This is a genomic window from Nocardioides speluncae (assembly GCF_003121585.1).
In the GTDB taxonomy this organism is placed as follows: Bacteria; Actinomycetota; Actinomycetes; order Propionibacteriales; family Nocardioidaceae; genus Nocardioides; species Nocardioides speluncae.
Genome location: NZ_QEOO01000042.1, coordinates 39,343 through 57,924, shown reverse-complemented (window position 1 = coordinate 57,924; position 18,582 = coordinate 39,343). Strand labels below are relative to the sequence as shown.

15 protein-coding genes are annotated in these 18,582 nt (G+C 70.3%); 11 read left to right on the top strand and 4 right to left on the bottom strand.

The window, feature by feature from the left end; all coding sequences use genetic code 11:
* Positions 1–16: 16 nt before the first annotated feature.
* Together DDV73_RS23170 and DDV73_RS23165 are read right to left on the bottom strand one after the other, a co-directional pair.
* On the bottom strand, positions 17–919 hold the full coding sequence (locus DDV73_RS23170) for a helix-turn-helix domain-containing protein (protein ID WP_109509635.1): 903 nt from the start codon (positions 917–919) through the stop codon (positions 17–19).
* A 33-nt stretch (positions 920–952) separates the two neighbouring features.
* Positions 953–1,744, bottom strand: a complete 792-nt coding sequence (locus DDV73_RS23165) for an IclR family transcriptional regulator (protein WP_109509634.1) — start codon at positions 1,742–1,744, stop codon at positions 953–955.
* A gap of 344 nt (positions 1,745–2,088) precedes the next feature.
* Here DDV73_RS23165 and kduI point away from each other — a divergent pair, with 344 nt between their 5' ends.
* The 9 genes from kduI (at position 2,089) to DDV73_RS23120 (ending at position 11,574) form a co-directional block, all read left to right on the top strand.
* A complete protein-coding gene (gene kduI, locus DDV73_RS23160; protein WP_109509633.1) occupies positions 2,089–2,904 on the top strand; it encodes a 5-dehydro-4-deoxy-D-glucuronate isomerase in 816 nt (271 codons plus the stop codon).
* A complete protein-coding gene (gene kduD / locus DDV73_RS23155; protein ID WP_109509632.1) occupies positions 2,901–3,659 on the top strand; it encodes a 2-dehydro-3-deoxy-D-gluconate 5-dehydrogenase KduD in 759 nt (252 codons plus the stop codon). Before kduI ends, kduD begins: the two co-directional genes overlap by 4 nt.
* 81 nt (positions 3,660–3,740) lie before the next feature.
* Positions 3,741–4,820, top strand: a complete 1,080-nt coding sequence (locus tag DDV73_RS23150) for a sugar ABC transporter substrate-binding protein (RefSeq protein WP_109509631.1) — start codon at positions 3,741–3,743, stop codon at positions 4,818–4,820.
* A gap of 2 nt (positions 4,821–4,822) precedes the next feature.
* Positions 4,823–5,839 (top strand): ABC transporter permease, encoded by a 1,017-nt coding sequence (locus tag DDV73_RS23145; protein ID WP_240617438.1) that lies wholly within the window; start codon positions 4,823–4,825, stop codon positions 5,837–5,839.
* Positions 5,836–7,398 (top strand): sugar ABC transporter ATP-binding protein, encoded by a 1,563-nt coding sequence (locus DDV73_RS23140; RefSeq protein ID WP_109509630.1) that lies wholly within the window; start codon positions 5,836–5,838, stop codon positions 7,396–7,398. Before DDV73_RS23145 ends, DDV73_RS23140 begins: the two co-directional genes overlap by 4 nt.
* Positions 7,395–8,390, top strand: a complete 996-nt coding sequence (locus DDV73_RS23135; protein WP_109509629.1) for an ABC transporter permease — start codon at positions 7,395–7,397, stop codon at positions 8,388–8,390. Before DDV73_RS23140 ends, DDV73_RS23135 begins: the two co-directional genes overlap by 4 nt.
* 60 nt (positions 8,391–8,450) lie before the next feature.
* A complete protein-coding gene (locus DDV73_RS23130) occupies positions 8,451–9,941 on the top strand; it encodes an aldehyde dehydrogenase family protein (RefSeq protein ID WP_109509628.1) in 1,491 nt (496 codons plus the stop codon).
* Positions 9,938–10,558 (top strand): bifunctional 4-hydroxy-2-oxoglutarate aldolase/2-dehydro-3-deoxy-phosphogluconate aldolase, encoded by a 621-nt coding sequence (eda, locus tag DDV73_RS23125; RefSeq protein WP_109509627.1) that lies wholly within the window; start codon positions 9,938–9,940, stop codon positions 10,556–10,558. Before DDV73_RS23130 ends, eda begins: the two co-directional genes overlap by 4 nt.
* Positions 10,555–11,574 carry a sugar kinase gene (locus tag DDV73_RS23120; protein ID WP_240617437.1) on the top strand — a complete coding sequence of 340 codons (1,020 nt, stop codon included), beginning with the start codon at positions 10,555–10,557 and terminating at the stop codon, positions 11,572–11,574. Before eda ends, DDV73_RS23120 begins: the two co-directional genes overlap by 4 nt.
* Positions 11,575–11,630: 56 nt before the next feature.
* On the opposite strand, the gene DDV73_RS28095 is transcribed toward DDV73_RS23120, so the two are convergent.
* Positions 11,631–11,864, bottom strand: coding sequence for a hypothetical protein (locus DDV73_RS28095; protein WP_154402872.1), 234 nt, complete (start codon positions 11,862–11,864; stop codon positions 11,631–11,633).
* A 248-nt stretch (positions 11,865–12,112) separates the two neighbouring features.
* On the opposite strand from DDV73_RS28095, the gene DDV73_RS23115 reads away from it, so the two are divergent.
* Positions 12,113–12,295, top strand: a complete 183-nt coding sequence (locus DDV73_RS23115) for a Scr1 family TA system antitoxin-like transcriptional regulator (RefSeq protein ID WP_109509626.1) — start codon at positions 12,113–12,115, stop codon at positions 12,293–12,295.
* Between the two features lie 485 nt (positions 12,296–12,780).
* Positions 12,781–18,276, top strand: a complete 5,496-nt coding sequence (locus tag DDV73_RS23105; RefSeq protein ID WP_109509787.1) for a LamG-like jellyroll fold domain-containing protein — start codon at positions 12,781–12,783, stop codon at positions 18,274–18,276.
* Positions 18,277–18,334: 58 nt separating this feature from the next.
* Here DDV73_RS23105 and DDV73_RS23100 read toward each other — a convergent pair whose 3' ends face one another.
* Positions 18,335–18,559, bottom strand: a complete 225-nt coding sequence (locus DDV73_RS23100) for a tautomerase family protein (protein ID WP_109509624.1) — start codon at positions 18,557–18,559, stop codon at positions 18,335–18,337.
* Positions 18,560–18,582: the final 23 nt, after the last annotated feature.

Sequence of the window (18,582 nt, the reverse complement as noted above, 5' to 3'; positions counted from 1 at the left end):
AGCTCGCCGCGCGAGGCTAGCGGCCGTCGTCGTACTCCCAGCGGATGCCATGGATGCCGCGCGGCGGATCCAGACGCACGAACTGATACGTCGTCCGCTCCGCATTGCCGGTCAGCTCGGCGAGCCGGATCTCCTCCGCCTGGGCGTCGGGCTTGCGATAGGCCCAGCAGCGCTTCGGCCGGCGCGCCGGGTCGAAGGTCGCGGACAGCACCAGCTCCCGGCAGGTGGGGCCGGTGCGCACCTCGAGGAAGGTCGTGTTCAGCCGCGGTGGGTGGACCACGGTGTACTCGACGAACGCCGCGGCGCGGGCCGGCAGGGGAGGGTCGAAGAGCAGCTCGAAGGCGCCAAGGCCGTTGGCGTGGTCGCCCTTGAACCGGTTGAAGACCAGCCCGTGCGGGGCCACGATCGTGGGCAGCTCGGCGATCCAGGGGAACTGGTGCAGGTAGAGCAGCCGGGTCGCCGGCTCCGATCCAGCCTGGACCAGTGACCCGATGGTGAGGTGCCTGTGGTTGCCTTCGGCGTCGACGGTGAGCCGGAGCCGCCGGAACAGCTTCTCGGGCTCCGCGAGATCCTCGGTAACCGCGCCGAGGCGGGACAGCAGGCGGCTGACGGCGTCCCGGTTGGACCACATCGCGGATGCATCCACGGCGGGGTCGGCGCTCCGAGCATGAGTACGACGTCGGCTGGTGCTGCCGGGGACCAGCCCGACGAGCTCGCCGGCCTTGGTGCCGAGCACCCGCTCGAGCTCACCGAGCGCACGCAGCGAGGCAGTGCGAGCGGGCACCGAGATGCCGGACTGCCAGGCGCTGATCGTGCTCGTGCTCACTCGATGCCCGCTCGCGGCGACGCGTCGGGCGATCTCGTCCAGGCTCAGGCCGCTTGAGGCGATCGCCGTACGTAGGCCGTCACCGAAGTTCACAGACGGGAAGTCTAGGCCCGGCCCGCTCCGACGTCAGCGCACGAAGCTGTTGTTGTGCTCGAGGGAGAGCCGGGACCGCACGCTGAGGAGGGTCTCGATGATGTGCGCCTCGCGGTCCTCGGTGAGCCGGCTCATCGGGACGGCGACGCTGATGCCGTCCATCGCGGGGCGGCCGAAGGGAAGTGCGACGCCGAAGCAGCGGACGCCGACGCAGGACTCGTCGCTCTCGGCGGCGTACCCGAGCCGCTCGGCGTCGTCGATCATGGTCAGCACCACGCCACGGTCGGTCACGGTGTGCGTGGTGAGTGCCTGGATGGCTTCCGGGACCAGCTCGGCGCGCGCCTCGGCCGGCCGTTCGGCGAGGATCGCGCGGCCCAGCGCGGTGGAGTACGCCGGCAGCCGGCGCCCCACGGGCGTGTGCATCCGCAGCGGGTGCACCGACTCGCGCTTGGCGGTGTAGATGACGTCGGTCCCGGCCAGCCGGCCGAGGTTGACGGTCTCCTCGGTCGCCGCGCTGATCTCGTCCATGACGGCCGCGGCGCGGGCGAGCACCGGGTCACCGGCCAGGTAGGCGGAGCTGACGATCAGCGAGCGGATGCCGAGCTGGTAGACGCTGCCGGTCGGGTCGGTCTGCAGCCACTCCCGGTCAGTCATCGTCCGTAGCAGCGCGTGCAGGCTGCTCTTGGGGATGCTCAGCCGGGTCGAGAGCTGGAGCTGGGTGCCGGGGCCGTTGGCCGCGATCTCGTCGAGGAGATCCAGTGCGCGGGCGGCCGACTTGACCGGCCCTGCGGCGGCGGCGCCGTTCATCGTCTTCTGGGTTGGCATCGCTCGACTCTCCTGATCCCCGTGTCCGGCCAGCAGTCCTGGTCCGGCGCGGACTCTATTGCACTCGACTGTACCGAACGTCCACATATATGGACCAGTTTCAACTCCTTGACCAGTGATGGCGGTCACGGCTAAGGTCTGGTTCACACATACGAACGTAGTTCACGAATCCAAGGAGTCCTAGTGGTCACTCCCGGAAGTTCATCGGTGCCTGAGCGGCCAGGGCACGCACATCGCTGCGTTGTCGTCGGTCGACGGGCCACCGGCCCGCCTCCCTCCGACGCCTTGCGCTGCACGCACCCTGACCACTCAGACCCTCGACGAACTTCCAGGAGTGACCACTCGTGATCCAGGTCCGATACTCGACATCACCGACCAGCGTGGAGACCGCCCGCGCTGAGGACCTGCGCCAGAACTTCCTGATCGAGGACCTGTTCGTCGAGGGCGAGGTGCACGGCGTGTACACCCACGACGACCGGATGCTGGTCGGTGGCGCGGTGCCGGCAGGGGACCGGCTGGACCTGCCCGCGTGGGACGTGCTGGCCACGGACTCGCACCTGGCTCGCCGAGAGCTCGGCGTCATCAACGTCGCGGAGACCGGACAGGTCGTCGTCGACGGTGAGAAGTTCGAGCTCGGCCACCTCGACGGGCTCTACGTCGGCCGCGGCCGGGAGGTGGCGTTCGAAGGCGACGGCGCCTCCTTCTACTTCGTGTCGGTGCCGGCGGGGGAGAGCTACCCGACCACCGCGCTGAGCCGCGGCTCGATCGAGCCGATCGCGATCGGCTCGCCGGAAGGCGCGAGTGTGCGGCAGCTGTACCGCTACGCGCACGGCGCCGAGCTGCAGACCTACGGCCTCCAGTTCGGCGTGACCGTGATCGCCGACGGGTCGGTGTGGAACACGATGCCGCCGCACCTGCACGACCGCCGTACCGAGATCTACCTGTACGTCGACCTCGCCGAGGACGACCGGGTGTTCCACTTCCTCGGCCGCCCCGGAGCCACCCGGCACATGGTCGTGTCGAACCGGCAGGCGGTGATCTCACCGCCGTGGTCGATCCACTCCGGCGCCGGCACCGGCCCCTACGCCTTCATCTGGGCGATGACGGGCGAGAACAACACCTACACCGACCTCGCCCCGGTTGCGCTGGGGGAGCTGTGAGCGCCACGCCGTTCGACCTGGGCGGCAGGCGCGCGGCGGTGACCGGCGCCGGACGCGGCCTCGGCCAGGGCGTGGCCCTCGGCCTCGCCGAGGCGGGGGCCGACCTGGTCCTGCTCGGCCTCCCCGGCAGCCAGGCCGAGACCGAGAAGGCGATCCGGGAGCTCGGTCGCGACGTCGAGGTGGTCGACCTGGACGTCTCCGACCTGGACGCCGTAGAGCGGGTCAGCGCCGAGGTCACCTCCCGCGGCCAGGTCGACATCCTGGTGAACAACGCCGGGATCATCGACCGCGAGGACTCCGTCGACGTCGACACCGACGCCTGGCGCCGGGTCATCGACATCAACCTCACCGGCCTGTTCTTCCTGTGCCAGCAGTTCGGCCGGCCCATGGTCGACCGCGGCTACGGCAAGATCGTCAGCATCGCCAGCCTGTTGTCCTTCCAAGGCGGCCTGCGGGTCGCGTCGTACGCCGCCAGCAAGCACGGCGTCGCCGGTGTCACCAAGGCCCTCGCCAACGAGTGGGCCGGGTACGGCGTGCAGGTGAACGCTATCGCCCCCGGCTACATGGCCACCGACAACACCGCGCCGCTGCGGGCGGACCCGGTCCGCTCCCAAGCGATCCTGGAGCGGATCCCGGCCGGTCGCTGGGGCTCCGCGCGAGACATCGCCGGCGCCGCCGTCTTCCTCAGCTCCTCCGCCTCGGACTACGTCAACGGGCACGTCCTCGTCGTCGACGGGGGCTGGATGGCCCGCTGACTCTCCTCAACCGCCGCTCGGGACGCAGACCTCCACCAGTTCCAAACCGCTAGCCCGGCATCATGAATCGAGGAATCATCCATGACCCGCATCTCCCGCCCCCTCGCCGCCGTGTTCGGCCTCAGCCTCGCGGCCACCGCCCTGACCGCATGCAGCGAAGGCAGCTCGACCGCCTCCGGTGACGCCGGCTCCTGCGATCCCGGCGACGTCAAGCTCGTCGGCCAGGTCCGCAACGAGTCCAACCCGTACGAGGCATCCTGGCTCGACGGCGGCGACGCGTTCGCGGAGTCGGTCGACCTGAAGCAGGAGCGGCTCACCTACGACGGCGACTCCACCAAGCAGCAGGAGCAGATCCGCCAGCTGCTGGCCGGGGACACCGAGTGCCTGGTGATGAACGTGCTGCCCAACGGCGACTCCGACACCACCCCGATCGTCAAGGGCGCCGACCAGGCCGGCGCCTACCTGGTGACCCAGTGGAACAAGCCGGCCGACCTGAAGCCGACCGACTACGACCGCTGGATCAGCCACATCACCTACAACGGCATCGAGTCCGGCCAGCAGATCGGCGACGCGCTCTTCCAGGCCATCGGCGGCTCCGGCGGGATCATTGCCCTCCAGGGCGTCCTCGACACCGCGGCGGCCAAGGACCGGTTCGCCGGGCTCGAGGCGGCACTCGCCGAGAACCCGGAGGTCACACTGCTCGACCAGCAGGCGGCGAACTTCTCCCGGGCCGAGGCGCTTGATGTCACCAAGACGCTGCTGACCAAGCACGGTGACAGCATCAAGGGGATCTGGGCGGCCAACGACGATATGGCGCTCGGCGCGCTCGAGGCGCTCAAGCAGGCGGGCATGAAGGGCGAGGTGGCCGTGGTCGGCATCGACGCCGTACCGGATGCGCTGACCGCCATCGAGGACGGCACGATGACCGCCACCGTCTCCAGCGACGGCGCCTGGCAGGGCGGCATCGGCCTGGCCATCGGCTACTGCGTCGCGACCGGCGAGCTGGACATGGCCGACGTCTCCGACGAGGACCGGGCGTTCTACGCCGAGCAGTTCCTGATCACCGACGAGAACGTCGGCGACTTCCTCACTCCGAAGACCGACCCGTCGGAGTTCGAGTGCGACAAGGTCTTCGACCGCGTGGCGGGTCCGCTGTCGTGACGATGACGCCACCTGCCGAGGACACCGAGGACACTGCGGTCGTCGCGGCGCGCCCCCGTCCTCGGCGGGCGGTGTCGTTCCGGGACGCTGGTCCCACGGCCGCGCTGCTGGTCATCTTCGTCGGCTTCGCGGCCTGGAGCTCGCAGTTCCGTAGCATCGACAACGTCCAGAACATCATGGACGCCGCCGCGGTCCTCGCCGTCGTCACCTGCGGCATCACGTTCGTGCTGATGATGGGGTCGATCGACCTCTCCGCCGCCGGGGTCATGGGGGCCTCGGCGCTTGCGGTGGCACTGCTGGTGGAGAACAACCGCAACGGCAACGACCTCGGGCTCCTCGGCATCGCGCTCGCGGTGCTGCTGGGCGCCGCGCTCGGCGCGGTCAGCGGCCTCGCTCTGGTGCTGCTCAAGGTGCCGTCGTTCATGACCACGCTCGGGGTGTCGGCGATCGGGCTCGGGCTCGCCACGCTGATGTTCGGCGGCGTCCAGCCCAACATCTCCGACAAGATGCTGGAGAGCTGGGCCACCGAGCGGATCCTTGGCTTCACCTACCTGACCTGGATCGCCGCCGGCTGCGTGCTGGTGGGCTGGCTGATCCAGCGCTACACCCGGCTCGGCCGATACGCGTTCGCGATCGGCGGCGCCGAGGAGGTGCTGGCGCTGTCCGGCGTGAAGGTGGCGCCGTACAAGGTCGCGGTCTTCACCTTCGCCGGCGCGTTCTACGGGCTGGGCGGGGTGATGGTGACCAGCCAGCTCGGCGCCGGGCTGGTGCAGGCCGGTGAGGGCTACGACTTCTCCGCGATCACCGCGGCCGTGGTCGGCGGCACGCTGCTCACCGGCGGCCGGGGCGGCGTACTCCACTCCGCGATCGGCGTCCTGCTGATCATGGTGCTGACCAACGGCCTGGTGCAGGTCGGGGTCAGCCCGTACTGGCAGGGCGGCGTCCAGGGCCTGATCGTCGTCGCCGCGGTGGCCGCCGCGGTGATCCCGCAGCGCCGAAGGAACCAGGTGGTCAAGTGAGCATCGACTTCGACAAGCAGGTCGAGCGGACGGCGCCGGCGCGGGTGCCCGCGCTCGAGGTCCGCGGCCTGGTCAAGCACTATCCGGGCGTCAAGGCGCTCGACGGGGTCGACCTCGTCGTCCACCAGCACGAGGTGCTCGGCCTGGCCGGCGAGAACGGCGCCGGCAAGTCCACGCTGCTGAAGACGCTGGTCGGCCTGGTCAAGCCCGACCACGGCGAGATCTACGTCCGGGGCGAACGGGTGCGGCTGCGCAGCATCGTCGAGGCCGCCGACCACGGCATCGGCATGGTCTTCCAGGAGCAGTCCCTGGTCCCCAACCTCACCGCCGCCGAGAACATCGTGCTCGGCTCGGAAGGACCTGGTGTACGACGCGGCATCTACCGCTGGGACGCGATGCGCCGGCTCGCCCAGGAGCAGCTCGACAAGATTGCTTCCCACATCGACCCGCTCGCCCGTACCGACACGCTGTCCTTCGCCGACCGGCAGATGGTCGAGATCGCGAAAGTGCTGCGGATCGAGCAGCGCAGCCAGCATCCGCCGGTGGTCATCCTCGACGAGCCCACGTCGGTGCTGGAGTCGAAGGAGATCGAGACCCTCTTCACCCAGGTGCGCCGGCTGCGCGAGTTCGCCTCGGTGGTGTTCGTCTCGCACCGCCTCGACGAGATCCTCGACGTGTGCGACCGGGTTGCGGTGCTCCGCAACGGCGAGTCGGTCGGTGAGGTGCAGGTGGCCGGCACGGTTCCGGCCGATCTGCACCGGATGATGATCGGCTCCACCGGGTCCGACGACCACTACCACGACAACGTCGTTGAGCGCTCCGACGAGGCGCCGGCGCCGCGGCTGACGGTACGCCGGCTGTCGGGCAGGACGTTCCGCGACGTCGACCTCGACGTCCACGCGGGCGAGATCGTCGCCGTGGTCGGCGTACACGGGTCGGGCCGTGAGGACCTCTGCCGCGCGCTCTTCGGCGCCGAGCCGACCACCGCCGGCGAGGTCACCCTTGACGGCAAGCCGCTCGACCTCTCCGGGACCCGCGCCGCCTGCGCCGCGGGCGTCGGCTACGTGCCCGCCGAGCGCAAGGTCGAGGGCATGGTCGGGCCGATGTCGGTCGCCGACAACATGACGCTGACCAAGCAGAAGGCACGCTGCTCGGGACCGCTGGTCTCGCCTCGCAAGCAGGCCTCCCTGGTCGACCGGTGGATCGACCGGCTCTCGATCCGGACGCCGAACCGGGGGACCGCCATCCAGCGGCTCTCGGGCGGCAACCAGCAGAAGGTCGTGCTGGCCCGTTGGCTGGTCGGCGGCGACATCCGGCTGCTGCTGCTCGACCACCCGACCCGCGGCCTGGACATCGGCGCGCGGTCGGAGGTCTATCGGCTGATGCGCGAGCTGAGCAACAACGGCGTCGCCACCGTGCTGCTCGCCGACAGCCTCGAGGAGGCGATCGGTCTGGCCGACCGGATCGTGGTGATGAGCGACGGCCGGGTCGCGACCGAGGTCGCCTGTCCGGCAGGCGCCAAGCCGACCCCACTCGACCTGGTGAAGGAGATGGTGTGAGTACGCCCGTCACGGTCAAGCCGATGGCCGAGCCCGTCGTGGTGGGGCGCGGCCCCAGCCTCGCCGACCGGCTCACGTCGTTCATGCCGGTCATCGCGCTGCTGGCGCTGCTGACCGCGCTCACGATCGCCGACCCGGACTTCCTGACCCGGCGCAGCCTCACCGCGGCGGCGTTCACCGCGGCGCCGTTGATCGTGCTGGCGGCGGGCGCGACGCTGGTGGTGCTCTGCGGCGGCATCGACCTGTCGATTGCCGCGATGGCCTCGCTGTCCACGGTCTTCCTCGCGTTGTGGCTCCCGGACCTCGGCGCGTTCGCCACCCCGGCCGTTATCGGTGTCGCGGCGCTGTTCGGCGCCGTACAGGGAGCGGCGCATGTGCTGCTCCGGATCCCGTCGTTCATCGTCACGCTCGGCGGGATGAGCATCTTCTCCGCGGTCGCCCTGGTGGTCTCCGATGCCGGCACGGTGCCGGTTGTCGACGACTCCGCGATCAGCTGGCTGAACCTGTACGTCGCCACCTACATCCCGATGTCGGTCGCGGTCGCGGTCATCGTGGTGGTCGCGATCTCACTGGTCATCAAGGCGACCCCGCTCCAGAGCTGGGTCCGGGCCACCGGCTACTCCGAGTCGGCCGCGAGGCTGGCCGGCATCCCGGTCGACCTGGTCAAGATCGGCGCCTTCTGTGTCTCGGGCGCCTGCGCCGGCCTGGCCGCGGTGATGCTGGTCTCGCGCAACTTCAGCGGCAACCCGTCGATGGCCGACAACCTGCTGCTGCCGGCGGTCGCCGCGATCGTGGTCGGCGGCACCGCCATCACCGGCGGGCACGGCAGCCTGTGGCGGAGCCTGACCGGCGCCCTGGTCGTCACCCTGCTCCGGGTCGGGCTGCCGATCGTCGGAGTGCCGTCGGCCTGGGAGCAGATCCTGTACGGCGCGATCATCGTCGCCGCCGTCGCCCTCACCCTCGACCGCTCGAAGGTGCTGATCATCAAGTAGCCCCGGCCCGAGACCCAGAACCACGACCGACCTCGCACCCTGACCCACGGAAGGCTCCCCATGTCCGAGAACTCCCACCTCCTGCCCGCCGTCTCCTCGTTCCTCTCGTCTCCCAAGCAGCTGCTGATCGACGGCGAGTGGGTGGACGCCAAGGACGGCCAGACCTTCGCGACGGTGAATCCCGCGACCGAGGAGGTGCTCGTTCAGGTCGCCCAGGCGTCCGCGGTCGACGCCGACCGTGCGGTCGTGGCCGCCCGGACCGCGTTCGAGGCCGGCTCGCCGTGGTCGAGGATGACTCCGCGCGATCGCTCGCACCTGCTGTGGCGGATCGGCGACCTGATCGACGAGCGCGGCGAGGAGTTCGCACAGCTCGAGTCCCTGGACAACGGCAAGAGCGTTGCGTCCGCCCGGGGTGACGTCGGTGTGGCCGCCGAGCTGTTCCGCTACTTCGCCGGCTGGGCCACCAAGATGGAGGGCACGACCATTCCGATGTCGGTGCCCGGCCGGGACTTCCACGCCTACACCCGCCGCGAGGCCATCGGCGTCGTCGCCGGCATCGTGCCGTGGAACTTCCCCCTGACCATGGCCGCCTTCAAGGTGATCCCGTCGATCACGGCGGGCAACACCGTCGTACTCAAGCCTGCCGAGCAGACTCCGCTCACCGCGCTCCGTCTCGGCGAGCTGCTGCTGGAAGCCGGTCTCCCGGCCGGCGTCGTCAACGTCCTGCCCGGGTTCGGGGACGCGGGTGCTGCTCTGGTCGACCATGCGGGCGTGGACAAGGTCGCCTTCACCGGCAGCACCGAGGTTGGCAAGAAGATCGCCGCCGGTGCCTCGAAGAACCTCAAGAAGGTCTCGCTCGAGCTCGGCGGCAAGGCGCCCAACATCGTCTTCGCCGACGCCGACCTCGACGCCGCGATCGCCGGCGCCACCCTGGCGGGCTACTTCAACGAGGGCCAGTGCTGCGTCAACGGATCGCGCCTCTACGTCCAGCGCGAGGTGTTCGACCAGGTGATCGAGGGCGTGGCCGCGGCGGCGAAGGCCATCAAGATCGGCGACGCATTCGACCCGGCGACCACGATGGGGCCGCTTGTCTCGCAGGAGCAGCACGAGAAGGTCATGGGCTATGTCCGTGGCGCGGTCTCCGACGGCGCCACGCTCGCCGCGGGCAGCGCCGGGCCGGCCGCGGACCGCGGCTACTTCTTCTCGCCGACGCTCATCACGGACGTGACCGAGCAGATGGCGGTCCAGACCGACGAGATCTTCGGACCCGTCATCACCGCGATTCCCTTCGATTCCGAGGACGAGGTCGTCGCGGCGGCCAACAACACGGTCTACGGCCTGGCCGCCGGCGTCTGGTCGCGCGACGTCAGCACCGCCCACCGGGTCGGGAGCAAGCTGCGGGCAGGCACGGTCTGGCTGAACACCTGGCACGCCGACGACGTCACCCTGCCGCGGGGCGGGTTCAAGCAGTCCGGCTGGGGCCGCGAGCTCGGCTCGTTCGGGCTCGACGACTACACCGAGCTCAAGACGGTCATCGCCGAGCTGCGATGAGACCGTCCCAGGTTCTGGGGCCGCACCGAGTCGTCCCGGCCGTCGTCCTGGACGATGTCGCCCGGGCCGACGACCTCGGTGCGGCCCTGGTCGCCGGCGGCCTCCCGGTCGCCGAGGTGACCTTCCGGACGCCGTACGCCGCCGACGTCCTGCGCCGGCTGGCCGGCAACGGCGAGCTGCTCGTGGGCGCGGGCACGGTGCTCACCGCCCGCCAGGTCGATCAGGCCCATGATGCCGGCGCCCGGTTCGTGGTCTCGCCGGGACTGAGCGTGGAGGTGGTCGAGCGCTGCGCGGACCTCGGCCTGCCGGTGGTGCCCGGTGTGACCACCGCATCGGAGATCATGCGTGCGATGGACCTCGGCCTCGACCTGCTGAAGTTCTTCCCCGCCGAGCCGAGCGGAGGACTGCCGGCGATCCGGGCGCTGGCGGCGGTGTTCCCACACCTGCGGTTCGTCCCCACTGGCGGGATCACGGCCGAGAGCGCGCCGGCGTACCTCGCCCACCCCGCGGTCGCCGCGGTCGGCGGCAGCTGGATGGTCGCGGCTGCGCTGCTGGACGCCGGGCGGTGGGACGAGGTGGCGGCGCTGTGCGCGGCCGCGGTAGGAGCGTCACGGTGATTGAGCTCCGTCCGTCCGCCGAGTGCGAGTACGACCTGGTCGCCCTCGGCGAGGTGATGCTCCGGCTGGATCCGGGGGAGAGCCGGATCCGCGCTGCGCGCCGCTTCGAGGTCTGGGAAGGCGGTGGCGAGTACAACGTCGCCCGCGCGCTCAGCAGCGTCTTCGGGCGCCGTACCGGGGTCGTCACCGCCCTCGTCGACAACGAGATCGGCCGGCTGGTCGAGAGCCTGGTCCGGCAGGGCGGCGTCGATACCTCGCTGATCCGCTGGGCGGAGTTCGACGGCATCGGCCGGCGGGCGCGCAACGGGCTGAACTTCACCGAGCGCGGGTACGGCGTGCGGCCGGCGCTCGGCGTCTCCGACCGCGCCGGTACGGCGGTCAGCCAGCTCGCCCCCGGCGTCGTTGACTGGGCCGATCTCTTCGGCCGGCGCGGGGTGCGCTGGCTGCATACCGGCGGCATCTTCGCGGGCCTGTCGGATACGACCGCCGAGGTGGCCGAGGAGGCGCTGGCCGCCGCCCGCGCCCATGGCACCGTGGTCTCCTACGACACCAACTACCGCCCGAGCCTGTGGGCAGACAGCGGCGGGCCGGACCGGGCCCGCGAGGTCAACTCGCGGCTGGCCCGCTACGTCGACGTGATGGTCGGCAACCGGTCCGATTTCACCGACGAGATCGCCGACGGCCTGCCGCAGCTGCGGCTCATCGCGACCACCCGCCGTACCGTGCACACCGCCAGCGCGAACGACTGGCAGGGCGTGGCCTGGTCCCAGGAGACCGGAGATGTGGCCTCGGTCGCGCGGGACCGCCTGGACATCCTCGACCGGGTCGGTGGCGGCGACGGGTTCGTCGCCGGGCTGGTGCACGGCCTGCTCGCGGGGGAGGACCTCCAGCGCTGCGTCGAGCTCGGCGCGGCTCACGGCGCACTCGCGATGACCACGCCGGGCGACACCTCGATGGCCAGCCTGGCCGAGGTCGAGGCACTCGCCGACGGCGGCAGTGCCCGGTCGCAACGCTGACCTGGTCGTCTTCCCGGAGGCCTATCTCGAGCTGCTGGCGCCGTGCGTCGCACCAATCAAACGTCGGCCCAAGCGGTTGGCTGCACGTCGCACCGCCAGTGACCCTCGACGCTTGCCCAACTGTCGAGGCGTCGATAGCCGAGGCCGCGAAGTTCGTGGTCGGCGTCGCTGGGCAGGCTGCTGCCGAACGGCAGCGGCCTGCCGGCGATACGGAGACCTCGATCCAGCGCGACGACGTACGCGAGTCGTCGCATGGGTAGCGGCGGCAACAGGTTCGCGGTCAGGGGCACGGCTCGACAATCTGTTGGTGGACGGCCCAGTGGCGCAGGGACTCGGTCACCCCACGCCACCGGCGCCGGTGGCCGTATGGCTACAGATCGGCACGCTAGGAAGCGTTGGACCGAGTTCGGAAGGAGGTTGCGACGCCTTGCCAATCCAGTCCGGTTAGGCAGTCGCTGGAGCAAACTTGAGCAAACTTCTTCCTGGTGGAGCAACGTTTGTCTAGGCTCGGGCGGCCACGCCGATACACGGGTTCAAGATGTTCGACCGCCGACTGGTGCGCGTGGAGACCTTCACCGCCGAGCTCCACATCTCCGACCCGAGCGAGCTTGACACTTACGCGCGCGTCTTCGACGACCTCGCTCGCGCCGCCGTCTACGGCGCGGACGCACGCTCGCTCATTCTGCAGGTACTGGCCGCCGCCAGACCTGATGACCACTAGTGACCCTCGGCTACTAGAAGTCGGTCATGGCGACGGCCGGGCGCGCCGCCAGCGCCGGCGAGGCTGTTGCCCCTTTGGGGGTTGCGACGTGGCCGGTTCTGTACGTACAGGCCTGTACGTACAAATCGGTATCCGCGGACCAACCGGCCTCGATGTCGACGCCCATGGCATACGCTGTCCGGCCGCTCACCGAGACCATGGCCCGGACGCGCCCGGCCGGAGACCCGACGGTCAGAGGCGAAGCCTCACTAGATGACTGGCACTACTCAAGCCACCGGAAGTTCGAGTCGACCAGGGGATCTGACCGCGGGTGGTCGCGCCGACAGTCGGTTCATGAACATGAACTGAACATCCTAGTTGTTCATGAATCTGTTCTGAGTTCTTGTATTCGTGTGACAGGCGCCATACCGTACGAGGGTCGGGGGCCCAACTGCGTCAGCTCAGCAGTCCCGCCCAGCACCCACCCGAGACAGGTGATCGACCAGATGAAAGTGCATCGCAGGTCCGTCCGCTCGCGCCTGATCAGAGGCTCCCACCGCCTCAGTGCGCGTCTCCGCCGCCTGACCACGCACGTCTTCGCGGCCGTTATCGCGCTCGCCGTAGCGCTGCCGCTCGCAGCCGCCGCGTCGCTCGCGCCGGCGGCGGCGACCGCCGCCGCCGAGGACGACGTGCTCCGCATCCTGCTGTTCTACAAGCCGAACTTTCACGCGTCGCACGTGCAGGCGCGCGAGGCGGTCCGCAACCTCGCGGCCGAGCTCGGGAACCAGTACAGCCAGACCGTCGAGATCGAGGAGACCGAGGACGCCGCGGCGTTCAACACCGCGAACCTCGAGACCAAGGACGCGGTCGTCTTTGCCCAGACCGGCGGCGTGCTCTTCAACACCGAGCAGCGGGCCGCCCTGGAGGCCTACATCCGCGGCGGTGGCGGCTACTTCGGTCTGCACTACGCGGCGTGGTCGGCAAACACCCAGAGTGAACACGACGTCAGCCCGTTCTACGCCCGCCTGGTCGGCGCGGTCTCCGAGGGACACCCGGAGAACCCCGCGATCCGGCCCGGCCGGGTCGTCGTGAAGGACGCCGGCCACCCGCTGACCCAGGGCCTGCCGGCCGAGTTCACCCGCAGCGACGAGTGGTACGACTGGAACGTCAACCCGGCGGCGAACGTGCGGACGCTGCTGGAGGCCGACGAGTCCTCCTACGGCGGTGGCCACCAGGGCACCTCCCACCCGATCACCTGGTGTCAGGAGATCGACGCCGGCCGGTCCTGGTACAGCGCGATGGGCCACGAGGGTACGGCGTACTCCGAGCCGGTCATCCGCACCCAGATGCGCAACGGCCTCGCCTACGCCTCCGGGCTGCTGCCGGCCGACTGCTCGCCGCCGTCGAAGTCCGAGGCCGGCTCGTGGAGCGGCGTGACGCCGTGGCCGCTGATGCCGATCAATATGGCGCTGACCTCCGACGGCAAGGTGCAGTCCTTCGGCAGCGTGTCGACCGGCTGCACCGACACCACGCCGTACGACTGGAGCGGCAACAGTTGCATCACCCAGGGCGGCCAGTTCGAGATCGACGTGTGGGACCCGGCAGAGCCACGAACGCTCGCCAACGTGAACAACGGCGTGATGCCGAACAACACCTACACCGACCTGTTCTGCTCGATGCAGGTGCAGAACCCACACAAGCACTCAACGATGACCGTCGGCGGTGACGACAGCCTGGGCGGCAACGCCCCCAACGACGCCGCGATCGGCGTGACCAGCTACTCCACCAACTCCGGGCTGCGCAACGAAGCGCCGATGAACTACCCGCGCTGGTATCCGACCGGGACCACGACACCCGACGGCAGCATCGTCGTCCAGGGCGGCAGCCTCCGCGGTGGCCCGGGCGGACCCGGCGTCCACACCCCGGAGATCTACACCCCGGACGAGGGCTCCGGCTGGAAGCTGCTCGAGGGCGCCACCAGTGCGGTCGCGTACGGCGACGGCGGCAGTGACCACGAGGGCCAGGACGAGAACCGCTGGTGGTACCCGCGCGCCTTCGTGGCGCCGGGCAGCGGCAACCTCTTCAACATCAGCGGCACCCAGATGTTCGAGCTCGACCCGAGCGGTGATGGCGAGCTGACCCTGCGCGGCAAGCTCCCCTCCGACGTGGCCAACCAGGGCACGCTGGGCAACCCGGTCGGCGCCACGTCGACGGCCGCGATGTACCGGCCCGGCAAGATCCTGCAGGTCGGTGGCGGCTGGTGGGGCAACGGCGGTGGCCCGGACGGCGCCCGCGCCGCCTTCACCGTCGACATCACCGGCGGTACGGCGAACCCGGTCGTCGAGGCGACCAACCCGATGCAGTTCAAGCGGCACTGGGCGACCGCGACCGTGCTGCCCGACGGCGACGTGCTGGTCACCGGCGGCAGCCGCGAGAACAACGGCAACGGCGGCTACGTCACCAACGCCGAGATCTGGGACCCGGACACCGGTGAGTGGACGACGCTCGAGGCGCCGTACGAGCACGCGCGGCTGTACCACTCGACCGCGCTGCTGCTGCCCGACGGCCGGATCATGATCGGTGGCGGCGGCGCCCCTGGTCCGCGCAACTACACCGACGTCGAGTACTACTCCCCGTCGTACCTGTTCGACGGCGAGCAGCCCGCCGTCCGCCCGGAGATCACCAAGGCGCCCAAGAAGATCGGGTACGACGGCGCGTTCGACATCCAGGCCAGCGGCCCGGTCTCCCGGGTCACCCTGGTCCGCAACGGCTCGGTCACTCACGGGTTCAACAACGACCAGAACTTCCAGGACCTGGAGTTCAGCCAGACCGGTGACGCGGTCTCGATCACCGCGCCGAGCGACGGGACCTACGCCCCTCCGGGCTCCTACATGCTGTTCGTCTTCGACGCGGACGGGACGCCGTCGGTCGCCAAGATCGTCGACATCGACCCGCAGGTGAAGATGGACCAGCGCACCCCGAAGATCGTCGACCAGTTCGAGTACCCGCGGGTCCCGGCGGAGTGGCGCTCGGCCAACCCGCCGATGGTTGTCGACGTCGCCCCCGGCAACGGCCGGATGGCTCCGTGGGCGGTGGACAGCCAGGTGCAGCTGATGCGTGGCGCAGCGCCCACCAACGGCGGACTCGGGCTCACCGGGTACCACGTGGCGCTCGGCAAGTCCGGGAGCCTCGAGCGGCGGATCAGCGGGCTCGACCCTGGCCGCGAGTACCGGGTGTCGCTGCGCTACGCCCGCGACAGCAGATCGCCAGCAGCTGACGGGCCCGCGACCGCGGACCTGAGCATCGGCTCGCTGGATACCACGATCACCGCCGACGCCGACAGACCCTCGCAGAGTGGCCGGGCGATCACGTTCGGGACCTTCGTCGGGACGTTCACCGCCTCGGCGCGCTCGGAGACACTCAGACTGGCAGGACCCGGCTCCGGCGGCGGACTGGTCGTGGACGACCTGGTCGTCATTGCCAGCGACCCGAGCCTGGAGGACGTGCCCGTCCACTACGAGTTCTCCGAGGGTGAGGGGACCTCGGCCGCCAACACCGGCACCGAGTCCGCGGTCGGCGCGGCCTCTCTCACCGGTGGCACCGGCTGGACCGACGACGGTGTGTACGGCAAGGGCCTCAACCTGCCGGGCGGCGACCGGGCGAACGCGGTCGACCTGCCGGACGACCTGCTCAAGGACGAGACCGACTTCTCCACCTCGTTCTGGGTGCGGCCGGACGCGCTGACCAACTGGGCCGGGCTGTTCCACATCGGCAACGGCGAAAGCGGCTTCTTCCAGCTGCAGACCCGCACCCAGACGGCCGGCAACACCGGGCTCGCGGCGACGTTCAAGGCACCCGGGGCCGCGCTCCAGGAACGGGTCTACGGAAGCGGCAGCACCGACCTGACCGTCAGCGAGTGGAACCACGTCGTGTTCACCCGGACCGGCGCGACCGGGACGCTCTACCTCAACGGCGAGCAGACCGCGTCGCGGACCGACCTGACCATCGACATGTCCGACATCGGCACCACCGTCGACAACTGGCTGGGGCGCAACGGCTTCCCCGACGCCGCGTTCGACGGGCTGATGGACGACGTCCGGGTCTACCGTTCGGCGATCAGTGCGGACAACGTGTCGGCGCTGTACGACGAGGGCTCGGCGCTGCGCACCACCACGACCGTCACGGTCGACCCGGCCTCGCCGTCTCCGTTCGCGGAGCCGGTGACGGTCTCGGCCACGGTGGCGGCAGCGTCGGGTACGGCGCCCGCCGGCACCGCCGAGTTGTGGGTCGACGGCGCCCGGTCCGGTGACGGCGTACCGCTGGCGGCCGGTCAGGCATCGTTCCCGGAGCTGACCCTCAGCCCAGGGCCGCACCAGATCGAGGTCCGCTATCTCGCTGCTGACGGCTGGCGCGACTCGCAAGCGAGCCTCACGCATACCGTCCAGCGACCACCGCCGGGGGAGGGGGTGCCGATCCACTACACCCTCGACGAGGGCCAGGGATCGACCGCGGCGAACACCGGCACCGACAGCTCGGTCGGACCGGCCACGCTGACCGGCGCGACCACCTGGACCGCGAGCGGCCAGTACGACGGCGGCATCTCGCTGCCCGGCGGCAGCTCCGGCTCCGGCAACCAGGTGGAGCTTCCGGACAACATCCAGGCCGGCATGGACGAGGAGTTCTCCGTGTCGATCTGGGCCAGGCCGGACGCGCTGCCCAACTGGGTGCCGCTGCTGCAGATCGGCAGCAGCACCGACACGTTCTTCCTGCTGCAGTCCTCCACTCAGGCGAGCGGCGCCACCGGCTTCGCGGCGACGTTCAAGGCGCCCGGCACGCCGGGCAGCGCCCAGGAGCGACTGGTGCTCGGGCAGGGCAACGACCTGCCGCTCAACGAGTGGACGCACGTGGTCTTCACCATGAGCGGCGGCACCGGGAAGATCTACTTCGACGGCGAGCTCCAGGCCACCCGGAATGACTTCAGCATCGGGATCGGAGACGTCGGGGTCGACGGCAACACCACCGCGAACCTGATCGGCGGCACCAGCTGGCCCGATCCGCGGTTCGACGGCCTGGTCGACGACTTCCGGATGTACGGCTACGAGCTGACCGCCGAGCAGGTGACCGAGCTGCACGAGAACCCGTTCCCGAACGCCGCTCCGGCGGGTGGCGCGGACTCGTACAGCACCGACGAGGGCCAGGAGCTGACGGTCCCGGCGCCCGGCGTCCTGGACAACGACACCGACGCCGACGGCGACGGCCTGACCGCCACCGGTGCCACCCAGCCCGCCCACGGCCAGGTGGAGCTCGGCGCGGACGGGTCGTTCAGCTACACGCCCGATGCCGGCTTCTCCGGGACCGACACCTTCACCTACAAGGCCAGCGACGGCACCGCGGAGTCGCCACCGGTCACGGTGACCATCACCGTGGAAGCGGCTCCGGAGCCGACCCCGACCACGCTGTCCGGAACGGCCCCGTCGTTCAGGTACGGCGAGCGCGGCAAGGTCTCGGTGTCGATCAGGCCCACCACCGCGACGGGGAAGGTCGAGGTCCGTAAGGGCACCAAGCTGCTGGCCTCGGGGACCCTGGCGGCCGGCAAGGTGACCATCACCCTCCCGCCGAGGTCGCTGGCGCCGGGGTCGCACCTGCTGACCCTTCGGTACGGCGGCGACGCGAGCCACGCGGCGTCGACGAAGACCGTGCGGGTGACAGTCCGGAAGGCCAGGCCGACGCTGAGCGCCGCCGTACCCAAGGAGGTGCAACGCGGTCAGCGGGCGACGGTCAAGGTCGCCGTGCGGGCGCCGTACGGGGTGCCGGTGAGCGGCAAGGTCCGGGTGAGCTTCGCCGGGCGGGCGGTCACGGGCTGGCTCGGGGCGACTGACAGGGTGACGCTCCGGCTGCCGCGGGCGACTCGAGCCGGGTACTTCCAGGTCCGGATCGCCTACCTCGGCAGCGGCTACCTGGAGCCGGCGTCGAAGAGCGTCTACCTCAGGGTCCGGCGCTAGCCACAGGAAGAGGACGGGCCCGGAGGAGCGATCCTCCGGGCCCGTCCTCGTGGACTGCTCAGTCCTTCGCGAGGGCGGCCAGCACGCCGGCCCGGGTCTCGTCCTCGCTGGCGAGGATGCCGCCGTTGGCGACGATGTCCGCCGTGAAGTCCCGGAAGACCATCCACACGTCCTCGCGGCGGGCGCCGAGGATGTCCACGGCGTTGTCGGCGACGGCCTTCGCGAAGTCACGACGCTGCTCGAGGGTGCGTCCGGATAGCAGTTCGACGGTGATGCGGGGCATGGCGGTCCCTTCGTATCTTGCCG